Here is a 26432-nt window from a genome sequence, read left to right as displayed (position 1 = left end):
CAGTTACCTAACCGATTGCAGATAATGAAAATTCTTACCGTCACTGACGTCCTGAAACTGATACAGATCATTAACCTGGAAAATTTCTTCAAGCGCGTTATTACCGCTTTAGAAGAAGATTTCGGTCGTTGGAACGAGTTTATGTTATCGCCGCGTCACGGAACCTATTATCGGGGTGGCGTCATTGAATTGATGCCCTGTGCAGACCGGCAGTTTTATACATTCAAATATGTTAACGGCTATCCCGGCAACCCGCTTAAAGGCAAACTCAACGTTGTCGCCATAGGCGTCTTAAGCGATGCCGATAGCGGTTATCCTCTGATGATCAGCGAAATGACCTTGTTAACCGCATTCAGAACAGCGGCAGCAGGTGTTCTGGCCGCAAAATATCTCGCCCGTGAAGATGCAAAAACATTAGCCATTATTGGCGCCGGAGCACAGGCTGAATTTCAGGTGTTGGCATTCGCCGGTTTTTTTAAATTGGAGAAAGTTCGCTTTTTTGATACCGATCCGCAGGCGATGATCAAATTCTCAAAAAATCTGGCCGGACAAAAATTTAACTTAATTGCTTGCAGCAATATCGTCGAAGCCGTGCGCAATGCCGATATTGTGATAACGGCCACCGCCGCCAAAAAACGGCAGTCCTTGTTTGAATTTGAGGATATTGCACCGGGCGCATATATCTATGCGATGGGCGGCGACAGTCCGGGGAAAACCGAGTTATCGGCAGCGTTTCTGAAACAGGTCAAGCTGGTGGTCGAATATAAACCCCAAAGTTTGGTAGAAGGAGAGGTGCAACAATGCGGAGCCGATCTTATCTATGCCGAATTATGGGAGCTGGTTTGTAAGCATAAGCCCGGAAGACAGAATAATCAGGAAATTACGCTTTTTGATTCGGTCGGTTTTGCGTTGGAAGATTATTCAATACTTCGGGTTGTTTATGAACTGGCCAAAGAATATCACTTGGGTACAGAGTCAGTTTTAATACCCGAACTCAATGATCCCAAAAACTTGTTTGGCTTATTGAGCTCTTAAAATATCACCTGGATTCAACTCACAGTCGCAGTGATCTCCACTCGACTGGTGGTACTACCTATTGATTCAAGATATTGCTTTCTCTAACCTGTGAACATTCAAAAAGCAGCATTTGGAAAACATCTATGACTGAACTGACCCGTAAAACATGCGAAGTATGCAGAATTGGCGCACCGTTGGCCACTCAGGCGGAAATTGACGAATTTATGCCGCAATTACAAGGCTGGGGACTTGTTGAGATAGACGGCATCAAGCGCTTACAAAAAACCTTCAAGTTCGATAACTTTGAAAATGCCTTGTCGTTTACCAACAAAATCGGCGCGCTTTGCCTGCAAGAAAACCATCATCCGGCCATTTTAACGGAATGGGGCAGGGTGACTGTAACCTGGTGGTCTCACAAGATAAAAGGATTGCACGTTAACGATTTTATTATGGCGGCCAAGACCGACGCCTTGCTATGACATTTCGCCATAGAACGCCTCGATAATAGCTTTCATCAACTGCAAGGTCTTATTTTCAGAGTCGTTTTCCGGATTAAATTCGCTGATTTCCAGACCGCATATTTTCGGGTGCCGATTAATCAACGAAAGCGCTTCGAGCAGTTCTCCGGCTTTGATACCGCCCTGAGCAGGGGTTTCAACGCCGGGAGCGTCGTCGGGATCGATAAAATCCAAATCAATGCTGATGCCGATAACCTGGCAAGACAGACTGAGCTTATCGATGGCTTTAATCAACACTTGGGCCAGTCCATCAATCTGTCTGGCAAAAACAATGTCTACCGCTGCTTGCTTTAACAGATCGTATTCCTCAGGTTCATAACTTCGGACGCCTATTAAAATGAGGTTTTCCGGTTTAATAAAATCGGAAGAGGGATACAGGGTCGCCAGTTTTTTGTCCGCTCGTCCAAGCAATGCAGCCAGCGGCATGCCATGAATATTGCCGGATGGCGACGTAGCAAAAGTATGCGCATCCATGTGTGCATCCAGCCAGATCAGGCCTAGTTTACCGGGCTGCTGCAATCCGTTCAGCACGCCGCCCCAGGTTCCCAAGGCGCAGGAATGATCGCCGCCGATGACCAGAAAAGCTTGGTTTTGCTCCGTCCAGTATTGGGTAAAGCGGCTTATCGATTGATTCAGCCGGGATAATTTTTCGTGCTTTGATCCGTTATTTTCAGGATAAACCATATGCCACTGGAGCTCCAGGCGTTTTTGTTCGGGTTGTTGCCGGGCAAATTCATCTCGCAGCATTTCTGCCGCATAGCCGCATGTACGCATCGGCCCACCCAAACATGATGCTATGCCTAAAGTTGGTAATGGTGTCATATCACTCTCGCCAATCGGAGCCAATAAACATGAATCAGGATAAAGCAAAAATTAACGTTTATTACGATGGAGCCTGTCCAAAATGCGTCAAAGACAGGTCGACCTATGAAAAACTCGCCGGTAAAGCGGGCGAAAACGTCTGCTGGATCGACATCACCGGTCGGGAAGAGCAGTTGCGTCTTATCGGCATCGATCCTCACAAGGCGCTAACCGAACTGCACGTTCAGGACGAAAATCAGCGAATTCTGTCCGAGATGGATGCCTATATCCTGCTGATGAGCAAAGTGCCTGTGTTGAAGCCGATAGCCTGGCTGATCGGCTTGCCGCTGATTCGCCCGTTGCTTGCCAAAATCTATCATTGGCAGGTTAACCGAAGGCTGCGGCGTAGCGGACGGTTATGATCAATCGACCAACTTTTTCAAAACCGTGCGCAAAATACCGCCATCCCGATAATATTGAATTTCTATCGGCGTATCGATGCGGCTGACGGCCTTAAAAGCCGTGACGGTTCCGTCAGGCGCGATCGCCGAAACGTTAATTTGCTGTTGCGGCGCTGTTGTATCGGAAATGCCGATAGCAAATGTTTCCTTTCCGGTTAATTTCAGGCTTTTAGCCGATTCACCGTCGATAAATTGCAGCGGCAAAATACCCATGCCGATCAGGTTGCTGCGGTGAATTCTTTCGTAACTCTCGGCGATGACCGCTTTTACATTTTGCATAAACGGGCCTTTTGCGGCCCAATCCCTGGATGAGCCGGAGCCGTATTCTTTACCGGCAAGAATGCACAGCGGTATGCCGGCTTCTTTGTATTTCATCGCGGCATCGAAAAACGTCATCCGTTCGCCGGTCGGATGATAAATCGTCACGTTGCCTTCGACACCGGGAACCAGCCGGTTGTGAATTTGGCTATTCGAAGGCATGTTTCCGCTCATCACTTCGTCGTTGCCGTGGCCCGGCTGGTTGGCCGTCACCTTGTCTTCGGCGCCGATAACCAGCTGGTTGCGAATTCGGATATTCGCGAACGTGCCCCGAGCCACGACTTGATCGTTGCCCCGGCGTGAGCCGTAACTGTTCCAGTCTTTTTGTTCCACGCCTTTACTCAAAAGATATAACGCAGCCGGAGAGTGTGGCGCGATCTGGCCGGCCGGTGAAATATGATCGGTGGTGACGGAATCCCCGAACAGTGCAAGCACCTGCATGCCGGTAAGAGGATGTATCTGTTGCCGAGCTGTCGTCATTCCTTCGAAAAACGGCGGTTTCCTGATATAAGTCGAGTTCTCGTCCCAGGCATACAACTCGGTACCGCTGACCTCCACCTGCTGCCAGGCTTGAGTGCCGGTGAACACATCGCGATATTTTTCCCGGAACATTTCCGGCGTCACGAACTGCCTGATGACCTCGGCTACTTCCCAGGGCGTAGGCCAAATGTCCTTCAGGTAAACCGGATTGCCGTTTTGATCTTCGCCCAGCGGCTCGCGGGTAATATCCAGCGCCGTCGATCCCGCCAACGCATAGGCAACGACCAGCGGCGGCGAAGCGAGATAATTGGTCTTTGTCAAGGGATGTACACGGCCTTCGAAATTCCTGTTGCCGGACAACACCGCCGACACGACCAGATCGTTGTCCACTATCGCTTTTTCAACCGCTTCATCCAGCGGGCCGGAGTTGCCGATGCAGGTGGTGCAGCCATAGCCGACCAGATAGAAGCCAAGCTGTTCCAAATAGCCAAGCAGCCCGGACTTTTTTAGATATTCCGTTACTACCAATGAGCCGGGGGCCAGCGAGGTTTTGACATAGTTTTTAACTTTCAATCCCCGCTCCACCGCTTTCTTGGCAACCAAGCCCGCTGCCAGCATGACCGATGGATTGCTGGTGTTGGTGCAAGATGTAATCGCCGCGATGACGACTGCGCCATGAGTAATTTTCTCATCGGCATTATTCCTCGATACGATGCCGCTGCGCTCCAGGTCATGCTCGAACAGTCCCATGCCCTTGATACCTGTCGGTTCGATCAGCATTTGCCGGTAGGTCGGCCCGACTTCACTGAGGGCGATGCGGTCTTGCGGACGCTTGGGGCCTGCCAGCGAAGGTTCAACGGTGCCGAGATCCAGTCCCATAACCTCGGTAAATTCCGGGTCCGGCGTTTCGTCGGTGCGAAACAGCCCCTGTTCTTTGGCATAACGCTCGGTTAGATCGATCAAATCCGCATGGCGCCCGGTGAAGCGCATATAACTGAGCGTCTCGTCGTCGATAGGAAAGAAACTCACCGTCGAACCTTGCTCAGGTGCCATATTACTGAGCGTGGCCCGATCCGGGATACTCAGGTTAGTCAGCCCGGAACCGTAAAACTCGATGAACTTTCCGACCACGCCAAACTTCCGGCAAAGCTCGGTAACGCGCAATACCAGATCCGTCGCAGTAACACCCGGCGGCAGCATGCCGGTCAATTTAATGCCGACCACATCGGGAACCAGCATATAGATAGGCTGATCCAGCATCACCGCTTCGGCCTCAATACCGCCGACACCCCAGCCCAGCACGCCCAGACCGTTAATCATCGGCGTATGCGAATCGGTGCCGACGCAGCTGTCCGGATAACAGACGTTTTTATCCTTGTTATGGAACACAACCGGCGCCAGGTATTCGAGATTGACCTGATGCACGATGCCGGTAGCCGGAGGCACCACGCGCAGATTTTTAAATGCCGACTGCCCCCATTTCAGGAACTCATAGCGTTCGGCGTTGCGTTCGAATTCGACGGTTTCGTTGAGCAGCAGGGCATTGGGCTTGCCGAAATAATCCACTTGCACCGAGTGATCGATCACCAAGTCGCAGGGAATAAGAGGATTAATCTTTTTCGGATCGCCGCCCAGCTGCTTCATCGCATCCCGCATCGCGGCCAGATCCACGAGCGCCGGAACGCCGGTAAAATCCTGCAATATCACCCGGGCCGGTTTGAACGGGATTTCATACCGTGTGCCTTGCGGCTGCCAGTTGGCGACGCTCAAGACATGATCCTGGGTAATTATGTCGTTGTCGCAGTTACGCAATAATGATTCAAGCAGGATTTTTATCGTATACGGCAGCCGGGAGACATTGGCCGCGCCGGCAGTCTCAAGCCGGGGCAGGGCATAATACGAGACCGGGCCGACGCTATCGGTTTTCAGTTGTTGATGCGCACCAAATGGATCGTGGTTAGTCATGACAGAAACCTCCGGGATGGGCTTTTGGGCTTTCAATTTAACAAGGGCAGTTTAAGGTTAAGCCGTTCGTGATGAGCCTGTCGAACCATGTGCGGCTTAACCATCCACCCTTCGACAGGCTCAGGGCGAACGGTTAAGCCTTGCGTCTGTCCCGTCTTAAGTGAGAAACCGAAAAATAATAATAACTTAAACAGCTTTTACCCGCATCTGTAGTGGCGTCAAGGATTTTGATTCTATCTTGAGGTAATCGAGAGCTTAATTTTTGATTAACAATGCATGTGAAAAGTAGATCAATACTGTTGACTTAAGCCACCGCCCGTTCGCCCTGACCCTTCGGCTGCGCTCAGGACTAAAGGCCTTGTCGAACAACAACATTGGAAATATCGGATCATTCTATTCATAAGATAGTTGATACAGGCCAATGTCTTATTTATCAATATCATGAGATTTTCGTAGTTTCAAGGTCGGTTATTTCTACAACGGCTTCGCCTTTGACCAGTAATTCCTGAGCGCGAGGAAATACCTGAATCAAAATGTTTTGCAAGCGGCGATTCGTGACGTTGCCGCAAGTGACCCAAAGTAGTTGCGGAGGTGCGCCCAAGCGCAACACCATCTCGACGAAATCGCTGTCCTTGCTGATAATGACGATACCTTGCTGACGCTCTCTTTGAAAAATTTGTTCATCTTCGGCATCGCGTAATTGCAGGTCACGCAAGGCATAGGCTTCCACGTTAAATGTCTGGCTAAGCCAGTCCGCCAATTGCGGCGGCAGTTGCGCATCAATCCAGTAAATCATGCCGCCAAGCGTTCCAAATTCGCCCGGCGAGCAGCGTACAACAGGCAAGCTTGAATGTCTTGCGGCTCCAAATCAGGGAAATCCTGCAAAATTTCTTCGCTACTTACGCCTTCGCCCAACATTTGCAAAATATCGCTGACGCGGATTCTCATGCCGCGAACACAAGGTTTGCCGCCGCACTGAAGTGGGTTATGGGTGATTCTTGTTTCTAAACTCATGGTAATGACTCCTATCTAATCAATGTTGTCATCCTAGCATAAATCTTTTTGGTCAATTTGGCATCCATTCGCGAGCGAAAGACCGGCAAGTCATGGCAAGATTCGTCATTTGTGGATGGAGTTACAACAGTATTTCACGCCTCTACCAACACTTCATCAATTCGCACTGAGCCCTTCGGTTAAGCTCGGACTAAAGGCCTTGTCGAACGACTCAGCGCGACCGACAAGGGTTCCGATAGAATCAAAAAAACTCCCACAGTTCTCCCATTACATCGACATAATTTTATCCGATACTACACACCATGTTGATGAGGCAGATTTAGAGCCCTCTCGTTTCAAAATTGAATATTAAAGTAACGATTACAATGTCTCAATGATGTACATTGACCATTTAACTTAACGAATCCAACAACAACCGGGAAAACAAACATGAACTCATTCAATGATCACGAAAAAAGCAATGAAGCTTTGATTAAGTCCAATCAGTGGGATGCGAAAAAAATTGCGCAAAAGATAGTAATTGGCGCATCAATTGTCGGTGGTACCACTGCATTGAGAATTGGTGTCATTGCAGCAGGCACCTCTGCAACGGCTACCATTAGCGCAGTTGGGGCAACAATAGGAGGTGTGACTGGTGGAGTCATCGGTTCAAGCGTTGGGCTGGTATCAGGAGGTGTCGGTATGGTCGCTACTGTTCCGTTTGCCGCTGCCGGTGCTGCCATAGGCAGCTGGGTTGGCCCTGCACTTGCTCTTGTCGGCATTGGTACGGCGCCAGCTTGGGCTGTACCAGTTGCTATTGGAGGTGGAGTAATCGCATTAGGTGGAACTGCTGCTGCAATTTACAAATTGGCTAGGTCGCCGCGAAAATAAAAGCCAAACCGTTGCGCGACCATTATGCTGTTTCATTTTCAACTCGCGATTGGTCACGCAACGGTTAACTTTGCGTTTTACGTTGTCGTATGCCTTAAGCCGCTATTAATCACATTCCCTATGTTGGCGATTGCCAATATAGGGTTTAATATGATGTTGATTGCATGACCTTTTCATTACCTACTAAATATAAGCAGAAACATGCAACACAAAACAGAATTAACAAATGGCTCAAACTGGGGAGTGGAATCGGACGAGGAAGGTGAGGAAATTGGTCGATATACGAATGAAGAGATTAATCGCCTGACTCAGGCTATAGGGCAATTACCCTCATATGACTTATATATGGAGCGTAGTGAAAAATATCCAGAGGACGGTCATGAATTGGCCTTATCCGATATTGATAAAGCGATTGCATTAAATCCAACATCCGAAGCGTATTATAAAAAGGGCAATATTCATATGATGGATGATGAATATAAGCTTGCTATTGATGATTATAACGAAGCAATTAAAATTGATGACAACATAGAAGCTTATTTCAATCGCGCCACTGCTCATGTTTTGCTGGGTCAGCCAGAGAAAGCTTTAGAAACTTATTCGGCAACGCTCAACAATAAATCCATATGCACTTATGATTATGACAAGAGAAATAAAGCATTTATTTTTGCAGTAAATTTGGCTAATAGTTTAAATAAATATTATGAAGCTAAGGAGTTTATTAGATTTTTATCTTTATATGCTTCGGATAGAGAAGAGGAAAAGCAACTTAAAGTACATTTAAAGCTTGTCAATACTGTTGACGGTCTTGATAGGAAGAACAAAGAAAGGAAAAAAGAACTTGAAGAAAAAAATAATGAACTTGAGTTATTAATTCAACAAAAAGAATCGTTGCAAACAAGAATGCAAAAATTAGTTGAACAATTTACTCATTCTTTAGGTAATGTCATTTTTCCAGATACCATTTATCAAGTTGCCGAGCGATTGAAAAATAATCCTGAATGCCGCAAAGATGTTTTATTACTCCATGAAGCTTATCATTCAGAAATTATCATCAAGTTACAAGGCGAATTATTGCGTCAACGTTACGCAAACACAAATCCTGAAAAATTTCGCCGGTTTATTAGAAGTTGTCGCCGAACTCAGAATCATGCCGATAAAACAAAGTCCATTGAAGAAATTTTGGATTATGCGGCTAGCCGTGTAGCAGCTCGATTTCTCAATCAACATTATGCGGGGCTTAACAGCATCCGCGATAACATTTTGTCCAAGAAAAATGTAAGTCTTGATGCCTTAAAGCAAAAATTTGAAGATGATATTTTACTCAACAAGTCGTTGCGGCCTATTGCATGGGTTAACCAAAATTTGCGGCCGATTCAAATAACTGAAATAAGTCCTCTGTGGAAAAAAGTTTTCATTCTTTCAGAAAGCCATGCCGAAGCACTATTGTTTGGTTATTTTTCAGAAATTTTGTTTAATGCCTTTAAGTATGCAGACCATGATAAAGATGAATTTTTAACATTAGTTTTTGATGAAAAAAATATCGACGACAAAACGTATTTGACTTGTAGTTGGCAAAACCCAGTTAAAGACAAAAGCCAATCAATGCTAGGCACAGGGAAAGGCCTGGATGCCATTCAAGAAGACTTAAAACAACTGAACGACACCGAAAACCCAGAAGAAAGTTTATTGATTTCTCAGCAAAAAAATCAATTTCAGGTGACTTTGTTCTTTAAAAAAGACTTGTTAGTAAACGAGTTACCTAGCCTTAAAATAAAACGCAAAGCCAATGTGGAGTAAAAATGCTAAAAATATTATGGGTGGAAGACGAGTATTCAGAACAAAAACAAGTTTCCTGGTTTAACAATAGGTCGGTTTGCGTAAAAACATCCTTCGATGAGGGAGAAGAAGCTATCAATAATTGTTTAACGCAATTCGACTTGATTGTATTGGATATAAATTTAGAAAATTCAGAGCATACTGACAAAGTAAAAGAACTTGCAAAGCAATTTGGAATTACCGAGCAAGAGTTTTTACAAGAAAGTGGAATGAATTTGTTTTTAAACTTGTTGGAGAATGGGTTTCCGAAAGAGCAAATTATATTTTTAACCGCTAATGCAGATATTAATATCAGTCGAATAGATGAATTACGTGAAGCATATAGTCAGGGTAATGACGATGTTTTTAATGGAATTCTAGGTACTATCACAAATGGGTTTAGCGCAGAAACGGTTAAAGAGTGCTCTGAATTTATCGATGCAGGAGATATTGAAGGTTTATGTCAATATCTTGAAAATTATTCCAATAAATTAAATGATGGCGTAACAAATAATACCTACAACAGATTTTGTGAAGCTTATCGACGTTGCCGTATTGAACCGCCTAAAGCCATCAATAAAAATTTAAATGAATCCAAGCGGCATCTTAATGATTGGCTAGAAGAGTACGAAAAAAATAAAAAACACGATTATTTGGTTTTGCGACGGGGGATTATTGAAGGTTGTGATTTTTTAAAATTACATATTAAAAGTGAGGACGGTAATATTCAATTTAGGGATTTTATCAAGACAGATAAAGATACCAATCGACCCGTTATCGAAATAGAACACACTGATATAAAAAACTATCTTGATACTTTATCGCAATTTTTAGCGATAAAACAACCGAATATAAAAACAATCATTGATGTATATCGGTTGTTTTTAAGAACACTTGTACATGAGTGGGAAGAAAATATTGAGCCCAATAAAAAGTATAAATACAAGGATATTCATACTTTCGCTTGGCTATCAAAAATGACTCGAAATTGGACTTCTCATGCTAATTTACTTGAACCGTTAAATCCTCACATACTTGCCTTTTTATTCATGGTTAATATGCGGGCTATGTTTAAAATACCTCCAGAAACACAGTTTTATGAAGAAATTTTATTGAGCCGAATTTCAATATCAAAAGAAATTGATGATAGATTAGAAAATAAAATTGAAGATATAGAAAATAATGTTAATAAAATTTTAGTTACTTTAAAAATACCTGAATATAAAGAGGATAAATATGGAAATAAAATCCTTGATAGGAATGGAAAAGAAAAGATGAAGTATTTTGGTGACAAAATAAATGCAATTCATCAGAAAAATACAGGGAAACCAAAACAACATGACTTTAATAGTTTTTTACTACAATATTTTTTGGTTAATCAGAAATCTAATTTAGACGATTTAACGGCAAATTCAGATGATTTTTTGCCGACATTGGCACGGCATATCTACAACTGTAGTTTTTTATAGGATGATTACGCCATGAAAACCCTACAATTCACCAGCCACATAGAAAACAATGCCCAGCTCCATTTAACGCTACCATCTGAATACGCCAATCAAGACGTCGAACTGGTTGTGATTATTCAACCACGTAAAGAAACGATGGAAAGGCAGAATTGGCTGGCGTTTATTAACCAGAGCTATTGCTGTTTAGCCGATGATCCTTTAGCCCCCGCAGTTTCCCTCAATAGGTAATTATCATGTCCACACTTATAAAAACCGAAATACCCGATCAACTTTGGCAGCAAGCGCAAAACATGGTGGAGCAAGGTTGGATTGATAACATGGATGCACTGGTTGCAGAAGCAATGCGTCGTTATATAGAGTCTCATCAACAAACGATCAGCGAACGCTTTATCCGCGAAGATATTGACTGGGGCTTGCATGGAAAAGACTAGGGCGGTCGTTATTGCCGACGCCGGGCCTATTATTCATTTGGATGAACTGAACAGCCTTGATCTTCTGGCCGATTTTGACAAGGTTATTGTTCCGGAAACAGTTTGGAATGAAGTGGAACAGCATCGTCCTCAAGCTTTGGTTTGCTCCGAAGTTAAATTTATTCGCCAATGTGCGGTACATTTTTCGGCCCAAGTCGATGCGCTGACCCCGTTTTACACTCTACATGCGGGAGAGCAGGAAGCTTTGCATTTGTGCTTTGAATTTAGCAATAGCCTGCTTTTGACGGATGATACTGCCGCCCGGCTAGCCGCAAAAAATTTAGGAGTGGCGGCACATGTGGCACACTGGGTGTATTGGTTCGCGCTATTCGCCAACAAACCCGCTCAAAATCGGGCGTATTGGAATTGTTACACGCTATTCCAACACGGACCACTTTACACATTCGCGCTTCTTTATTGGCAGAAGTCATCAGCGACGTAGAGAAAAATGCATAATGAAGTTTATAAATAATGTCTGCTAATCTCATTCAAGCGCTTATTTCCCATCTTCCCCGTTACGCCGAAGAAGAAGGCGATTTTTACAGCGTTCCGCGCGAAGCATTGATTAACGCGCTTTGCCGCCAGCACCAACTTGACCGCTTGATCACTGAAAACACTATAAATTTAATAGAAACCCTGCTCGATACTTTAGCTGTATTAAATACCGCCAATTTACAAAAAGGCGAGTGGTGTTTTATTTCATTTCCTGCGCAATTGTTAGCAACGTCGTTATTAACTGCGATGAGCGACAATGAATCACGTTTTTTTGCCGATAATTTTTGGAATACGCAAGGCATAGCCGATGCGAAGAAAAATCAGCAACGCGAGGTGTTGAGTATTGTTGAAGACAGGCGCTATGAGCATCACTCAAGCCATAGCGCTAAACCTATCCGTTACATTTATGTAGCCTGGGGCATTATCAAACTGGACGGCAACATTTTGTTTTATCAACGCGAAGATACCCAAAAGCGTTTTGATAAAAAAGCAGGGGATTACGGCTTGATCGGTGGGCGGTTGAATCAGCATGATGTGCCGGGTGATATGGATATGCCTGTTTTACTCGTTGAACTGCAATCGGCAAATTCCGGTTTAATTAAACAAGCTTTGCCGGACACATTAAAACGGGAAATCAGCGAAGAAGTCGGTTTGGTTTTTGAGCGGCATTTTCGTTTTAAGCCTTGGCGTAGCTTAAAGCCTTACCGGCAAGTTCAAGGTTCTGCGCCTAATCATGCATTAACCGAATATTATCTGGATATTTTTCAGGTTGAATTAACGTTGGAAGGCTATTTATTTCTGCAACAGCAAATAAAGCGTGATGACCGTCTGGTCTGGTTTGCGATTGATGATGTGGCAAAGGGCGAAACAGTTAACGGCAAGATCGCTTATGTCAAAGCCTTGGTTGATGATTTTGATGATGACCGCTTAGCGTTAAAAACAGGACTGTTGGCTTTACCGGATAGTTTTTCAGCGGGTTATTTATTCGATCCGCCAAAATACGGTTTAACGTTGCTTATTGATGCTGAAAAGCCACTGTTGGCCGGTGCTTTAGGTAAAGAGAAGCCGTTTGATTTGGTTTTAACTCCAAGGCAATTAAGCGTTTTATTAGGTTTGGCGGCACATTGTCGCGGTTTTGAATTTGCGACGGTTGAAGAAAATATTATTTTTCATCCTTATGGCTGGATTGATGTTAAAAATAATCCAATGCTGCAAGCAGAATTAAAGCAGCTGGCTGAATTGTTTAAAGGCACTGATTTAATTATTGAAAACCACCATGATGTATTGTTTCGCTTATCGATCAATCCTGATGTGGTTTATTTTGATGAAGCGTTGTTTACTTATTCGGTGCATAACGCCGACCTAATCGGCACCAAAACAAAAATACCTGTGAGCATTGAAAGAAAAGCCTTTGCTATGGCATTAGGAATGACTAAAGTCAAAGCAGAAGTATTTAATGTGACTTTGGAATTTGCGCATAAATTACAGCAATTATCTGAGAAGCAATTTTCGTCAGATAACGAAGAGGCTGTAAAAATTGAAGATACTTATAAAAAAGGTTTACATAGAGACTCCAAGTTTTCGGCATTGGGCTTAAGAGGATTGATACGACGAGAGGCGGGGGTTATAAAGTTTTGTTGTAAATTAGATGTGCTATAAAGGGCTGGAGTGTGCAAGCTATGTCGTAACTCAACCATAGAGGATAACGCATGAAAACAAACACCATCCATAATACCCGTACAGAAACCGACTCTTTCGGCCCGATACAAGTACCCGCCGACAAATACTGGGGCGCGCAAACCCAGCGCTCCCTGCTTAACTTCAAAATCGGCAATGAAAAAATGCCTCGGCCTTTGATCCGCGCGCTGGGCATCGTCAAATATTGCGCCGCATTATCGAATATCGCGCTGAACAATATTGATGACAAAATCGGCTACGCCATAGCGGTTGCGGCTCAGGATGTTATCGACGGCAATCTCGATGATAATTTTCCGCTGGTTGTCTGGCAGACCGGCTCCGGCACCCAGTCCAACATGAACGCCAACGAGGTGATTGCCAATCTGGCTATCGAGCGTCTTGGCGGCGCTATGGGATCTAAAACGCCGGTTCATCCGAACGATCACTGTAATCGCAGCCAGTCTTCGAATGATGCTTTTCCGACGGCCATGCATATCGCCGCCGTCGAGCAGTTGCACCACGTGTTGATTCCCTCGCTTTTACATTTGCAGCGCGCACTGGCCGAAAAATCCCTGGCATGGAACCAAATAATCAAGATCGGGCGCACGCATTTGCAGGATGCGACGCCGCTGACGTTGGGGCAGGAGTTTTCCGGCTATGCCGCCCAAGTGCAGTTCGGCATCGACCGGATTAATGACAGTCTAAAACGGCTGTATCCGTTGGCGCAAGGCGGTACCGCGGTGGGTACCGGCCTGAATTCAAAGCCGGGTTTTGGCGAACAGTTTGCCGAAGAAGTTGCAAAATTTACCCGGCTTCCTTTCGTCTCCGCGTCCAATAAATTCGAGGCGCTGGCCGCGCACGACGCGATGGTGGAAATCTCCGGGGTGTTAAACACCATCGCCGTCGGCCTTAATAAAATTGCCAATGATATTCGCCTGTTGAGTTCGGGGCCGCGCTCCGGCATCGGCGAGCTGTCGCTGCCTGAAAACGAACCCGGCTCTTCGATTATGCCGGGCAAGGTGAATCCGACCCAATGCGAAGCCATGACGATGGTTTGCGCACAGGTTATGGGCAATCACACCACTGTCACCTTTGCCGGAGCGCAAGGGCATTTGGAACTCAATGTGTTCAAGCCGGTCATTATTTATAACGTGCTCCAGTCGATCCGGCTTATCGGCGATGCGGCGATGAGTTTTACAGATCATTGCGTGGTCGGCATTGAGCCGAATATCGACCGCATTGCCGAGCTTATGGAACGTTCGCTGATGCTGGTGACTGCCTTGGCTCCGCGCATCGGTTACGACAATGCCGCAAAAATTGCGAAACTGGCTTTAAAAAATCGCAGCACGTTACGTGAAGAGGCAGTCTCCGGCGGATTTGTGACTGAAGAGGAATTCGACAAGCTTGTTCGTCCGGAAAATATGATTTTTCCCCAATAAAGAACGAAAGAGAATACCATTAAGCGGTTAGGTACTTTTGATAACGAATAGAGGAGATAGACCATGCATGTAACATACGAACTGGCCGAACAGGCAATGGCTGCGGCAATTGCCGAGTCAAAAAAAATCGGTACGCAGATGTGTATCGCCGTTGTGGATTCCGGCGCTGACTTAAAGGCGTTCGTGAGAATGGACAATGCCTGGGTAGGCAGCGTGGATATTGCGATCAAAAAAGCCAAGACCGCCTGTTTCTTCGCGATGAACACCGGACAAATCGGTCAGCTATCGCAACCGGGCGGGCCGCTTTACGGGATTGAACATTCTAACGACGGGCTAATTACCTTTCCCGGAGGCGTGCCTATTGTTGACAAGGATGGCGTTCTAATCGGCGCTGTCGGCGTCAGCGGCAGTTCGGTGGAAAACGATCATCAGGTTGCCAAAGCCGGGGCGGAAGCAATCGGTGTTTCCGATTTGCCGGCGCACCCGTGGCGAACTTGAGCTTAAGATCATTTTCAGGATTGCATCGTTCCCACGCAGAGCGTCACTGCCATTAAGTTGAGAAATACGCTGGGTCCCACGCTCGACTTGGGGCCCCATATGGCGAAGCTCTCGGCAATCGCTCCTGCGTTGCTCTACCCCCTGCATAATCCACAAGGATGTGGTGAATGCAGATATTGCACGACTGTATGGATACAGGAGGTAGAGTAATGCAGGAGCAATTACCGAGGAGCAAATATCTGTCCATGCAAGTCGTAGCTTGGCGAGACGGGAAGCTGGAGCTTCCCACACCGAGTTCCCAAGCTGGAGCTTGGGAACTAGCGCTTACTAAAATCCTTAACTTAATGGCCGTGACGAACGATGTATTTTTTTTGGGGCTAAATTCAGGCAATCCCCATCATAATTCCTCATCCATTCATGAATAGCCCTTTGATGTTATTCAAAAAGACAAGCACTCAAATCGGGCTCTTTCACTTCTTTGGCTATCTTGCCGTCATGGATCATTTGAAAGGCTTTATTGAAATCCGCGTTGATGAAACTGCTCGATAAATGAGCGCACAAGCAATAAACGGCTGAATAATCATCGGTATTGCCTGAGGTGCAATTATTGATTCTGTCGGACAGGATACGGATGATAGAAAGAATAAAGCCATCATGCCGCCATGTTACCGGACGGTCTGTAACATCACTTCCCCGTATCGCAATAGCGCCCAATGCACAATAGGCAAGATTAACCAGTCCGGCCAATATTTCAACCATATCGCCTGCTTTAATCGCTTTTAATACCGCGCTGCCTTCATCCATGAGTAATGCTTGACGCATAACAATATCCATATCGGATAACCGCTCATTTGCCCCATGTTCGGCTTGCGGAAGTGAAAATGTGTCGTGAAATTCTCTAACTAACTTTAAGTGCTTATTCATGGTTTTTATCCTCGTCGACTTACGTCGAATTAATGTAATAACCAGACCCAACTAAAGTTTCTTCATAGCGATTTATTCAAGCGCTATTTTTCCCTCAATGCAATGGTTGACGCCAAGAGCGGGAGCATCCAGGGTCATTTTAATGTCTATGGTCTCGGAACCGTTCAATTTTCCGGTTTCAACCGCCTTGAGTACGGCATGTTCAATCTCGCGTTGTGATGTGATGCCGACATTTTTGAGATATTTTCTGATTTCTAAATTTAATGTGTCTTCATTCATTTTGACCTCCTAAAGGCAAATTAGGTTCCATCAGTAAAAGCAATGGAATTTGTTTTGATGAAAAAACTATCATTTTGTAATCATAAAAGCTTCTTATGAACTGTAACATGTCCTGATGTTACGTACACTGCCAAAAATAATTATTTTTCCGGCTGCAAAAAAGGAAATTGTTGTTGGTCAAAAATTATCAGCAATCAGCGAAAACAGGTTATTAAAAACTAATAACCTGCGCTTCAGTCTGGGTGTGCTGTTGGATTATGATCTAATGGCGGGAAGATATGCCGGTGCAGGTTGATGTAATAAATGTCCGTATAATTTTCTTTTCCAAAATGCGGCTGGATTCGAGGCAAGGTTATCAATGAGGTGAAAACCTCTTAAGCATCCGTCTTGGGGCTGGTTATCCCTCGTAGTGTTGTCAGCGCGCTTTCGTAGTTGAATACTTCAATTTGTCGGCTAAAGTCAGCATAGCCGCTGCCCAGCTTCATCCGTAGCAGATCGGCAGATTCACGGGCCAAGCGGTTGGCGAGAGCGTTGTCTTCGATCAGCAGGCTTTCCAATTCCGAAAGTATTTGCTTTGCGTGTTCAGGATCAATATTACAGTTAGTGTTTTCGGCGGGAACAACTTCTTCAGGCAAACTCAGGATGTACTGAATCAATTGAGTCAATTCGCGATCGCACAACCGGGCCAACTCTGTGCATTCGGCTACACTAGCATTCTGGCGCAAGGCCTTATCCAGCCTGGTCGCCAGCTCAGAAACGCGGCATGCGCCCAGTGTGGCGGCGGCGCCGTTCAAGCCATGAGTCAGACGTTGCGCCTCTTGGATATCCCCATCAGCCAGTCGTTCCTGTACACGTATCATGTCTTTGCTATGGAAGCCGGCAAACATCTGCAAAAGTTTCTGATATTTGGTGGCGTCGCCCCTGACGACAGCGAGGCCTAGCGCAGCCTCCAGTCCCGGAACGGTTGCCAGTCGGCCCGGAATATAGGTAGCCGGGAGAGGGGACTGTGCTAAGTCTGCCGTGAGCTCTACAAGCCGGTTGCTCGAATCTGTCGAGGGATGGTTTCGATCAGAGGGCGACAGCCAACGCAACAGCGTAGCGTAGAGAACCTGGGGAATCACGGGTTTGGCAACAAAGTCGTTCATACCTGCATTAAGGCAGATCCGCCGATCTTCGTCGAAGGCATTGGCAGTCATCGCCAGGATCGGCAAGGCTGCATAGCCGGGCTGGGCGCGAATCGCTTTAGTCGCGGCCAGGCCATCCATTTCGGGCATTTGTACATCCATCAACACCATATCGTAACTATTCGCACTGAGCTTATCCAAGGCGGCCCGACCATTTTCCGCAGTGTCTACCGACAGACCGACTCCATGCAGCAATTCCAGCGCCACCTCCCGATTGATGGGGTTGTCCTCCGCCAGCAGCAGACGGGCGCCGGCATAGTCCCGGCGCAACATGTTCTCGGCATCCATCGATTTTATCCGAACTTCAGTAGGTATCACGCCATGACCCCGCTGGAGCCGGACGGTAAACCAGAAGGTGCTGCCTTGGCCCAGAGTGCTTTCGACGCCGACCTCTCCACCCATGATGTTCGCCAGACGTCGGGTAATGGCCAGCCCCAAGCCGGTGCCGCCGTACTTGCGGGTAGTCGAAATATCGGCTTGAGCGAATACTTCGAACAGCGTCGGCAAATTCTCCGCCGCGATACCGATTCCGGTGTCCTGAACTTCGAATCGCACCAGCAGCCCTGTGCCGGTTTCTTCCAATAACCTGGCGCGCAACCAGATGGTACCGCGCTCGGTGAACTTGACGGCATTGCCCGCATAGTTGAGCATGGCCTGACGTAGCCGGGTCGGGTCGCCGCGCAACCACAGCGGCACGTCACCGTTATCCATTTCGATAGTCAGCCCCTTGGCTCGGGACTGATCGGCAATCAATGAGTTGATGTGGTCCAGTACCGCTGCCAGGGAGAAGTCGGTTTGTTCCAGCTCCAGGCGACCGGCCTCAATTTTTGACAGATCCAGAATGTCGTTAATGATGGACAGCAGATGCAGGGCGGCGGCATCAATCTTGTCCAGGCGTACGCTTTGTTCAGGCGTAGGCGTGTTTTGGCGTAAGAGATAAGTCAACCCGATGATGGCATTCATGGGGGTGCGAATTTCATGGCTCATATTGGCCAGGAAAGCACTCTTGGACTGATTGGCTGCATCCGCCGAAGTCCGGGCCGACTCCAGTTCCGCCGTTCGACGCGCTACCAGCTCCTCCAAGTGATGGCGGTGCTGATCCAGTTCCTCGCCTTGACGCCGCTTTTCGGTAATGTCCTCCTGCACCGCCACGTAATGGGTGATGCCTCCATTCGGTTGACGGATGGGAGTAATGATGGCGAAATCGACATATTCGCTGCCATCCTTGCGTTTATTGATGAATTCGCCTTTCCAGGTTTGTCCATGAGAGATGGCATCCCAGAGCGCTGCATAGGACTCTTTCGGCGTTTTGCCGGAGTTCAGGAGTCGCGGATTCTGCCCCATCAGCTCTTCGTGGAGGTAGCCGCTATTCTTCACGAAAGCCTCGTTAACATATTCGATGTTGCCGTCGAGATTGGTGATGATAATGCTCTCCGGACTCTGCTCCACGGCTTGGGCGAGTTTGCGCAGCTGCTCTTCGGCCTGCTTGCGCTCGGTGATGTCGCGAACGATTCCGGCGGCATGCCACTGGCCGCCGAGCTGTGTCGCAGAGAGGGAAAGCTCGACGGAGAATTCCTCGCCGTTCCGGCGCAGGGCGGGTAGTTCGAGCGTGCGGCCCACTGTCGCGCCCTCGCCGGTGTGCGCGAAATGCGCCAGACCGAGAGCTGCCGCTTCGTGAAAACGGGACGGCCCGATGAGTTGGTGTAGTGGCAGGCCTATCGCCTCGTTCTTGGTGTAGCCGAACATAACAGCGGCAGCGGGGTTCCACAGCACGATTTTGCCCTCTTCGCCATCAATGAGGATAAAGGCATCGCGGATGCTTTCGGTGGCTACCCGGAAGCGCTCAGCGCTGTCATGCAGTTCTTCCTCGTCCCGCTTACGCGCGGTAATGTCGCGGTTCACGCCGTGCAGACCCAGGTATTCGCCGTTCTCGCCGTGGATGGGTTTGCAATGGTGACCGATCCAACGCACGCTTCCGTCCTTGTGCACGATGCGCACTTCAAGTTCGCCCCTATCGGTATTTGTGCTGTCTGCAAGATGTTGTCGATACGCCATGCGGTCGTCAAAATGGATCATGTCGGCCATTAACTCGGGATCGGCCAGGAATTCCTCGGGAGTATGGCCGGAAATTTGTTCGCAAGCCGGAGAAATGTATTTATAGCGTCTGTCGGTGCCGACCCAGAAGATACAATCGGCAGCATTGTCGGCCAGTAGCCGGTATTTTGCCTCCGATTCCTGCAACGCTGCATGAGCCGTCTCGGCGCGGGTCCGGGCGGCGAGGGCGTCCTCCATCAGATTCAGTGTAGCCAATCTGGCCTGGCGCTGCTCTTCAAGGATGACTGCCTGGCTTTCGTGCAACGCAGTTTCGGCGGATTGGCGTGCGCGACGTTCGTTGGTCTCATCCAGGGCGCGCAAGATGGCCGGCAATAAACGAACCAAGCTGTTTTTAAGGACAAAATCGCTCATGCCCAGACGCAACAGTTCCACAGCAGTTTCCTCGCCGACACTGCCGGACACCAGGATAATCGGCAGGTCGGGGCAATAAGTCCTGATACGTTTCAGGGTCGTGACAAAATCCATGCCCGGCACGTTGTAATCAGAGAGCACCACATCCCATTCGTTTTGCAATGCGGCATCCAGCTCTGCATTGCTGCCGACACGGAGGTACTCGGCATCCAGGTCATGCCGGCGTAAGTGCCTCTCCAGTAGCAGGAAGTCGGCAGGGATATCTTCGATGACGAGGAGCTTCAACGGACTGTTCATTGCTGTTTCATCGCGGGAGGCGGCTCATTGGTCGCCAGCCAGTACACACCCAAGCGCGCTACAGTCTCGGCGAATTCGGCAAAATCCACCGGCTTGCGCACGAAGCTGTTGGCGCCGACTTCATAGCTCTTCAGGCGATCGCGTTCCTCATCCGAAGAGGTGAGGATGACCACAGGCAATAGCGCAGTGCGGGTGTCGGCGCGCAGTTGTTCCAGCACTTCCAGGCCGGACAGACGTGGCAGGCCGATGTCAAGCAGTACCACGGTGGGCAGGTCGGGGCCGCCCCGGTCGGCGAACTCGCTTTGCCGAAACAGGTAATCCAGAGCTTGTTGACCGTCGCGCACTACGTCTATCTGGTTGATCAGATTGGCGCGGCGCAAGGCGCGTAGGGTCAGTATTTCGTCCTGGTGGTTGTCTTCTACCAGCAAGATGGTTTTGTTATTCATCATTAAACCTCGTTTTCGCCGCACGTTGAATTTGCGGGCATATTTGATAAAGAAAAACAGAATACCGCGCCTTTGCCCGGTTCTCCTCGTGCTTCGATGCTCCCGTTGTGGCGGTGTACGATACGCTGCACGGTGGCCAGGCCGATGCCGATGCCGGTAAATTCCTCCTGGCGGTGCAGACGTTGGAACGGCTGGAACAAGCGGTTGCCGTGGGCCATATCGAAACCGGCACCGTTATCGGCGACGCAGAAGCGGCGAACGTCACCCCGATCTTCGGCGTACACGCGAATGCCCGGTGCTGCCGCGTGTGCGCTGTATTTCCAGGCATTGTCCAGCAGATTGCGCATGACTGCTTCGAGCATGCGCGCATCGCCATACACCTGAAGCCCTGTCTCCACCTGTATCGCCACTTGCCGTTCAGGTATGCTTTGCATCAGTTCGGCCAGCAAACGCTCGGACAGGGCGGAAAGATCCACGGCATCGTGCCGCAACTCGCCCCGGGTGCTACGCGAAAGCGTCAGCAGGCCATCGATCAGTTCGCTCATCTTGCGACTGGAGAGATCGATCTGATCCAGGTAAACCTTAGCCTCTCCCACCAACTGACTGCCGTAATCCTCAGCCAGAGCCTGGCTGAATCCGCTCATGGCGCGTAGCGGCGCGCGCAGATCGTGGGAGACGGCGTAGGCAAAGCTGTCGAGCTCGCGGTTGGCGGTGGTGAGTTCGGCAGTGCGCTCGATTACGCGTCGCTCCAGGTCGGCGTTGAGGCGGTGGATTTCTTCTTGGGTCCGTTTACGGTCGGTGATGTCGCGCAAGATCACCGTGAACAGTTCGCCAGTGGCAGTGGGGGTATGGGAGATGGACGCCTCGATGGGAAATTCCTCGCCGTTTGCGCGCAGGCCGCTGATCTCGCCTACGCCCATACGGCGAGCGGTTATGCCGGTCTGTGCGAAATTCCGGACATTGCTTTCATGCTCACAGCGGAAACGTTCCGGGATGAGGCGGGTCAAGGGCTGGCCTATAATTTCGTCCGCGCTCAGGCCGAACACCTGCCCGGCGGCCGGGTTAAACATGCATATCTGTTGCTGCTCGTTCACGGAGATAATCGCATCCGTCGCCGAGTCGATAATGCCTGCTAACCGCTCCTCGCTTTCGCGTAGCGCCTGCTCCGTGCGTTTGCGCTCGGTAATGTCTTGCACCGTGCCGTACAGACCGATGATGTTTCCTTCGGTATCGTGGCTTGCTTTACCTCGGGCGATGATCCAACGATGGGAACCGTCGGGGCGTACCACCTCGGTATCGCATTCGTAGGACACTCCTTCCGTCAAGCCCTTCTCTACGGCCGCGGCGAGGCCAACCCAGCTTTCGGGCGTGAAATAAGTCTGGACTTCCGGATAAGCCGCGGGTGGCAAGGTTAGGTCGCGGCCGTAGATGCGATAGATTTCGTCGGACCATGTGTATTGGTTGGTCCTCAGATTCCACGTCCAGTTGCCGATACCGGCCAAGTGCTGCGCTTCCTCAAGTGTGGCTGCGAACTGTTCCGCATCCTGCCGGGCGTTGGCCATGCCTTGGTAAAGATCAATGTTGGCAAGTCCTACCGACATGGCATCGGCCAAAGCCTGCTGCAACTCAAGTTCTTCTACGCCGGCCATGTGCCGGTTGGCCCAGTAGCAGCCAATCGCGCCCACCGGCTTTTCTCTGCCGATAGGTGTCATGGATAGACTCTTGACGAAAGTGGAGCGATAGGCGGCATGGGGAATACGCGGATCGACAGTGATATCTTCGATGACAGCCGCTTCTGCGTGGAGCATGGCCCAGCCCGAAACGCAGGATTCAAGCGGAAAGCGTTGGCCCTTCCACAATGGGCCAATGGCATCCTCGTCGATGTAATGGCACTGGCCATTGTCGCGTAATACTAAAGTGGCACCGTCTGCGCCGGTCAATTCACGCACGGCGGGGAGGACGATGTTGGTGAGACTCGGCAAGTCGCGCACCGCCGCAACTTTCTCGACGATTTCGGCCAGTCGGCGCAAAAGCTCCGCACTACGGCTCAACTCCTCCACCGTGCGCCGTCGCGATAATATCAGTCCGCTCACTCGTGCCAGTAGTTCCTCCACCGAGAAAGGCTTGTTGAGATAGTCTTGCACACCCTCCCTGAGCAGGCGTATACGCAGGTTTTCATCGGCCTTGGCGGTGAGTATGACGATCGGCACGTCGCGCGTAGCCGGCAAACGGCGCAATTCGTATACCATGTCGTCGCCGGCCATTTCCGGCATCATCAGATCGGTGATGATCAAGTCGGGAAGCAGCTCCAGCGTTTTTTTCAGACCCTCGCGTCCGTTGAAGGCGCTGTAAACGCGGTAGTGCGGGCGCAGAGTGGCGGCAATGAATTCGTTCATATCGAGGTTGTCTTCGACCACCAGTATCAGCGGCGCGTCGGCTGCGGGCAAGGATTTGTTCAGGGCAACGGTCGAGGCACGTGCTTCCAGTTCCTCGATGGCTTGGCGGTCGATGACTTCATCGAACGGTACCGGTGCGCTGAGTACCGTGCCGACCGGTGCCGTCAGCGGCAGCCGCACGGAAAACAGTGCACCGCCGCCCGAAGTCTCGCCCAAGCTGACCGTGCCGTTATGCAGTTCGACGAAATCCTTGACAATAGCTAACCCGAGGCCGGTGCCTCCAAAACGGCGCTGGGCTCCACCCTCCACCTGACGAAACCGTTCAAACACAGTTTCCTGCAAGTTGGCGGGTACGCCGGGGCCGTTGTCCTGCACTTCGATCAGTGCGTGACCATTTTCCTGCGACAGGCGCAGGGCAATAGCTCCGAAATCGGGCGTGAACTTGAAGGCATTGGAAAGGAGATTCACTAAGACGCGCTGTAACTTTTCACCGTCCGCCTCGACCGGCAGTGTGTCCGGAATCATCACGGCGTAGTCTATTTTCCGTTCCGCAGCCAAGGCCTCGAAGTGGCTGGCCATTGCCCTGGTTAGGGCCGCAAGATCAATCGGTGTCCAGATCAGGGGCATACGGCCTGCCTCAAGTTTGGCTGTATCGAGTAAATCCGTGACGTGGCGGTAAAGTAAGCGTGCGTTGCGCAGCACCATTTCGTTTTCGCGCCGTTCCGTCTCGGTCAGGTCGGTAGCGGCCAAGCGCCGGGTAAGGGGGCTCATGATCAAAGTCAATGGCGTGCGCAGTTCGTGGCTGACATTAGCGAAAAATTGGGTTTTTAGTTTGTCGAGTTCGAGCGTTTTTTGATAAAGCCGGGTGATCTTCCGGTTAGCCGTGCGGATTTCTGCCAGAGCCATGTCGGTGTTCCGTTGCGCGCGACGCAGACGATCCTGGGTTTCGCTAAACAGGTAGCCCATGACCAGAAACAGGCCTACCGAATAAAGGTTGGACGGGTTGTCCATCGTCCAGCTCAACTGGGGCGGGATAAAAAAGAACCAGACTATGACGGTACTCAGAACGGTGCTGATCAGCCCGCCCCAGAGGCCGCCCAGACGTGCGCTGAAAAACACGGTGGGGAAGAATAGAAACCAGACGAAAGGGGCGATCCAGGGCCACAGTACCCATTGCAGCGCCAGCGCCAGCAAGGGTAGCAGGACCGCCGGCGCCAAGCGTCCGTTCATGGCGCTTCGTTCCCCTTCGGCGGTACTGGATGGGTATTAAGAAAAGCCAGCGGATAGGGGGGCTCCTGCCCGAGTCGTATGGACAGCTCGTTGACCTGTTGTTTAAGCGCAATCATATCCAGCTCACGCCCTATCATGGTGCGATTGAAGCGCTCAAGCTCGTCGTTGCGCTGGATCAGCTCAGCCTCGGCTGTCTTGCGCTCGGTGATGTTGCGGGAAATTCCGAAGATACCGATCATGTTGCCTTCGTTGTCGTACAGAGGCCCTTTGGTGGTGAGAAATTCGGTCTCACCCTGCAAGGTGTTAAGCCGTTCTTCCTGAGTAATGGTGCGGTTTTCGGCGCTCACACGACGATCGACGGCCATCAGCCTTTCGGCCTGCTCGGGAGGGAAGATGGCTAGGTCGTCGTGACCCAGCAGATCTTCGGACGACTTGCCGACGAACAGACTGGCAGCGCGATTGAACAGGAGGTAATGGCCGTCCATGTCTTTGGCGAAAATAGCGTCATCCGAGCTGTCGGCGATGGCGGCAAGCAGATGCAATGCGCGAAGGCGCTCTGTCTGGGATTGCTGTAAGGCCTTAGCCTGGGCAAGTTGTTGAGCCTGTCGCAACAGATAAAAACCGGCACCCGTCATAAACAGGGCCAGCAAGCCTACAAAACCGGTCCACGCAACATCTCCGACGACCTCGGCGTAAAGTTCAGACAGATCCAGCTTGGTCATCAGGAACCAGTCTGTGCCGGCGACAGAGCGCACTACACCGATGATGGGAACGCCATGGTAATCCAGGCCTTCAATCGGGCTACCCGGAGATACCTCGTCGTTAAGCAGTTTTTCCATTGCCATGGGTACGGGCAACTTGGTTTGCGTATTTTCTTGGTGTTTCAGTTTGTTAAAGAAGAGTACCTGGTCGCCATTACGCTGGAACAACACAGTCTCGCCCTTGGCGCCGGGTACCGGCCAGGTTTGCAGAATGGGGGAAAGCCGATCCGTCAAGTCGACGTGCAGGATGACCAAGGGCGGAGAGCCGGAGATGATCGTCAAGGGCACAATAAAATCCAGGCACATGTTGCCGGCTGCATCGGGATACGGACCGGCTCGCCGTACTGTCCGCTCTGCCGAGGCAAGCTGTGCTGCGGTCTGCAATGGCTGGGCAAGGACAAGCGACGTCTTGTCGTTTCCCCACAGCTGCTTACCTTTCGGGTCGAGTAGTATGACGGCACCAAATCCATGATTCCGGCCTAGTTGCTCCAACTGCGTTTGCAGTCGTTCGCCGCTGTGTTGATCACCCGATTCTTGCCAACGGCGGTATTGTTCGGTGAAAAAGTCGCTGGTCTGGGTGAAGTCCGCGTCAGCCTGTCTCTCTTTGAGCCAGTCAGCAATCTGAAGGGCCTTGATGTCGGCATCGGCCTGCAACCGGCCAATCGCTTCTTCTTTTTGGTGTTTGAAGGTATGTAATATACCTGTGCCTGTGAACATGACGATAATCACCGCCAGCGATATGAAAGGTAAGCCCAAGCCATGTGAGCTCGCCGAGTGTGCTTTAGACGTCTTATCGCCGCCGATCCAGCGCAGCATCAGGCCATAGAACAGCAATGAGGTTACACCGACGAATAACCAGCCCTTGAGCATACTGGCGAGGATAATCTGGTTAGGATCGTTGAAGATTATCTGTACCAATTTGTCGGACAGCAATATCCAACACGCGGCGAACATGGCATAGACCAGAACAATGGCTAGAATTCCGCCTCGGTTGGCGGGTGGTTCAGGTCGAGTCGGTATGGAGGCAGTATCGGGTGGCATTGGCTGGGCAGCTCTTTATATTAGTGATCCGGACTGGATTCAGTGGAGGTAAAGTTGAGCGTCATAGCTATGTTGTTACCGTTCCGGATGGTCGAAAT

At 49.5% G+C, this 26432-nt stretch carries 23 protein-coding genes; 13 read left to right on the top strand and 10 right to left on the bottom strand.

From position 1 onward, the window contains the following. The first annotated feature begins 24 nt into the window (after positions 1 to 24). Entirely contained in the window at positions 25 to 1035 is a 1011-nt protein-coding gene (locus Q8L79_RS01610) for an ornithine cyclodeaminase (RefSeq protein WP_305267427.1), read from the top strand. A gap of 125 nt (positions 1036 to 1160) precedes the next feature. Continuing rightward, positions 1161 to 1496 carry a 4a-hydroxytetrahydrobiopterin dehydratase gene (locus Q8L79_RS01605; RefSeq protein WP_305267426.1) on the top strand — a complete coding sequence of 112 codons (336 nt, stop codon included), beginning with the start codon at positions 1161 to 1163 and terminating at the stop codon, positions 1494 to 1496. Here the strand turns inward: Q8L79_RS01605 and Q8L79_RS01600 are convergent. After that, entirely contained in the window at positions 1491 to 2357 is an 867-nt protein-coding gene (locus Q8L79_RS01600) for an arginase (RefSeq protein WP_305267424.1), read from the bottom strand. The two genes, Q8L79_RS01605 and Q8L79_RS01600, sit on opposite strands and share 6 nt — an antisense overlap. Positions 2358 to 2386: 29 nt before the next feature. On the opposite strand from Q8L79_RS01600, the gene Q8L79_RS01595 reads away from it, so the two are divergent. Then, positions 2387 to 2758 (top strand): thiol-disulfide oxidoreductase DCC family protein, encoded by a 372-nt coding sequence (locus Q8L79_RS01595; RefSeq protein ID WP_305267421.1) that lies wholly within the window; start codon positions 2387 to 2389, stop codon positions 2756 to 2758. On the opposite strand, the gene acnA is transcribed toward Q8L79_RS01595, so the two are convergent. The 3 genes from acnA to Q8L79_RS01580 all read right to left on the bottom strand — a co-directional run bounded on the left by acnA (position 2759) and on the right by Q8L79_RS01580 (position 6574). Further along, a complete protein-coding gene (gene acnA, locus Q8L79_RS01590; RefSeq protein ID WP_305267419.1) occupies positions 2759 to 5560 on the bottom strand; it encodes an aconitate hydratase AcnA in 2802 nt (933 codons plus the stop codon). It abuts the gene before it with no gap. A gap of 439 nt (positions 5561 to 5999) precedes the next feature. After that, positions 6000 to 6356, bottom strand: a complete 357-nt coding sequence (locus Q8L79_RS01585) for a DUF5615 family PIN-like protein (RefSeq protein WP_305267417.1) — start codon at positions 6354 to 6356, stop codon at positions 6000 to 6002. Beyond that, entirely contained in the window at positions 6353 to 6574 is a 222-nt protein-coding gene (locus Q8L79_RS01580) for a DUF433 domain-containing protein (RefSeq protein ID WP_305267415.1), read from the bottom strand. The genes Q8L79_RS01585 and Q8L79_RS01580 overlap by 4 nt, the downstream gene beginning before the upstream one ends. Positions 6575 to 7003: 429 nt before the next feature. On the opposite strand from Q8L79_RS01580, the gene Q8L79_RS01575 reads away from it, so the two are divergent. From Q8L79_RS01575 to Q8L79_RS01535, 9 genes are all read left to right on the top strand, one after another. Further along, entirely contained in the window at positions 7004 to 7444 is a 441-nt protein-coding gene (locus Q8L79_RS01575) for a hypothetical protein (RefSeq protein WP_305267413.1), read from the top strand. A 201-nt stretch (positions 7445 to 7645) separates the two neighbouring features. Next, positions 7646 to 9244 (top strand): tetratricopeptide repeat protein, encoded by a 1599-nt coding sequence (locus tag Q8L79_RS01570; protein WP_305267411.1) that lies wholly within the window; start codon positions 7646 to 7648, stop codon positions 9242 to 9244. 2 nt (positions 9245 to 9246) lie between these two features. Then, positions 9247 to 10731: a hypothetical protein gene (locus Q8L79_RS01565; protein WP_305267410.1), complete on the top strand. Its 1485-nt coding sequence runs from the start codon at positions 9247 to 9249 to the stop codon at positions 10729 to 10731. 12 nt (positions 10732 to 10743) lie between these two features. Further along, a complete protein-coding gene (locus Q8L79_RS01560) occupies positions 10744 to 10959 on the top strand; it encodes a hypothetical protein (RefSeq protein WP_305267407.1) in 216 nt (71 codons plus the stop codon). Between the two features lie 5 nt (positions 10960 to 10964). Then, entirely contained in the window at positions 10965 to 11162 is a 198-nt protein-coding gene (locus Q8L79_RS01555) for a CopG family transcriptional regulator (RefSeq protein ID WP_305267406.1), read from the top strand. Further along, positions 11149 to 11643: a hypothetical protein gene (locus Q8L79_RS01550; protein ID WP_305267404.1), complete on the top strand. Its 495-nt coding sequence runs from the start codon at positions 11149 to 11151 to the stop codon at positions 11641 to 11643. Before Q8L79_RS01555 ends, Q8L79_RS01550 begins: the two co-directional genes overlap by 14 nt. 29 nt (positions 11644 to 11672) lie before the next feature. Continuing rightward, positions 11673 to 13355: an NUDIX hydrolase gene (locus tag Q8L79_RS01545; protein WP_305267403.1), complete on the top strand. Its 1683-nt coding sequence runs from the start codon at positions 11673 to 11675 to the stop codon at positions 13353 to 13355. A gap of 50 nt (positions 13356 to 13405) precedes the next feature. Then, positions 13406 to 14812, top strand: coding sequence for a class II fumarate hydratase (fumC, locus tag Q8L79_RS01540; protein WP_305267402.1), 1407 nt, complete (start codon positions 13406 to 13408; stop codon positions 14810 to 14812). 63 nt (positions 14813 to 14875) lie between these two features. After that, a complete protein-coding gene (locus Q8L79_RS01535; protein WP_305267400.1) occupies positions 14876 to 15310 on the top strand; it encodes a heme-binding protein in 435 nt (144 codons plus the stop codon). Positions 15311 to 15745: 435 nt separating this feature from the next. On the opposite strand, the gene Q8L79_RS01530 is transcribed toward Q8L79_RS01535, so the two are convergent. Beyond that, positions 15746 to 16234 (bottom strand): nucleoside triphosphate pyrophosphohydrolase family protein, encoded by a 489-nt coding sequence (locus Q8L79_RS01530; protein WP_305267398.1) that lies wholly within the window; start codon positions 16232 to 16234, stop codon positions 15746 to 15748. Positions 16235 to 16306: 72 nt separating this feature from the next. Beyond that, the gene (locus Q8L79_RS01525; protein ID WP_305267396.1) at positions 16307 to 16513 is read right to left on the bottom strand and encodes a DUF6494 family protein; all 207 of its coding nucleotides are present in this window, start codon (positions 16511 to 16513) and stop codon (positions 16307 to 16309) included. Between the two features lie 115 nt (positions 16514 to 16628). Between Q8L79_RS01525 and Q8L79_RS01520 the strand changes: the two genes are divergently transcribed. Next, positions 16629 to 16808: a hypothetical protein gene (locus Q8L79_RS01520; protein WP_305267394.1), complete on the top strand. Its 180-nt coding sequence runs from the start codon at positions 16629 to 16631 to the stop codon at positions 16806 to 16808. A 79-nt stretch (positions 16809 to 16887) separates the two neighbouring features. Here the strand turns inward: Q8L79_RS01520 and Q8L79_RS01515 are convergent, their stop codons facing one another. Genes Q8L79_RS01515 through Q8L79_RS01500 form a run of 4 tightly spaced genes read right to left on the bottom strand, consistent with a single transcriptional unit; the run spans position 16888 to position 26334 of the window. Next, on the bottom strand, positions 16888 to 20460 hold the full coding sequence (locus Q8L79_RS01515) for a PAS domain S-box protein (protein WP_305267392.1): 3573 nt from the start codon (positions 20458 to 20460) through the stop codon (positions 16888 to 16890). Further along, positions 20457 to 20930: a response regulator gene (locus Q8L79_RS01510; protein ID WP_305267390.1), complete on the bottom strand. Its 474-nt coding sequence runs from the start codon at positions 20928 to 20930 to the stop codon at positions 20457 to 20459. Before Q8L79_RS01510 ends, Q8L79_RS01515 begins: the two co-directional genes overlap by 4 nt. Continuing rightward, positions 20909 to 24532, bottom strand: coding sequence for an ATP-binding protein (locus Q8L79_RS01505; protein ID WP_305267388.1), 3624 nt, complete (start codon positions 24530 to 24532; stop codon positions 20909 to 20911). The genes Q8L79_RS01510 and Q8L79_RS01505 overlap by 22 nt, the downstream gene beginning before the upstream one ends. Continuing rightward, positions 24529 to 26334, bottom strand: a complete 1806-nt coding sequence (locus Q8L79_RS01500; protein WP_305267386.1) for a PAS domain-containing protein — start codon at positions 26332 to 26334, stop codon at positions 24529 to 24531. The genes Q8L79_RS01505 and Q8L79_RS01500 overlap by 4 nt, the downstream gene beginning before the upstream one ends. Positions 26335 to 26432 lie beyond the last annotated feature (98 nt).

The sequence above is a fragment of the Methylobacter sp. genome (assembly GCF_030680395.1).
GTDB lineage: Bacteria > Pseudomonadota > Gammaproteobacteria > Methylococcales > Methylomonadaceae > Methylobacter_A.
The sequence above is the reverse complement of the archived record's forward strand: the minus strand, read 5'-3'. Positions and strand labels throughout refer to the sequence as shown.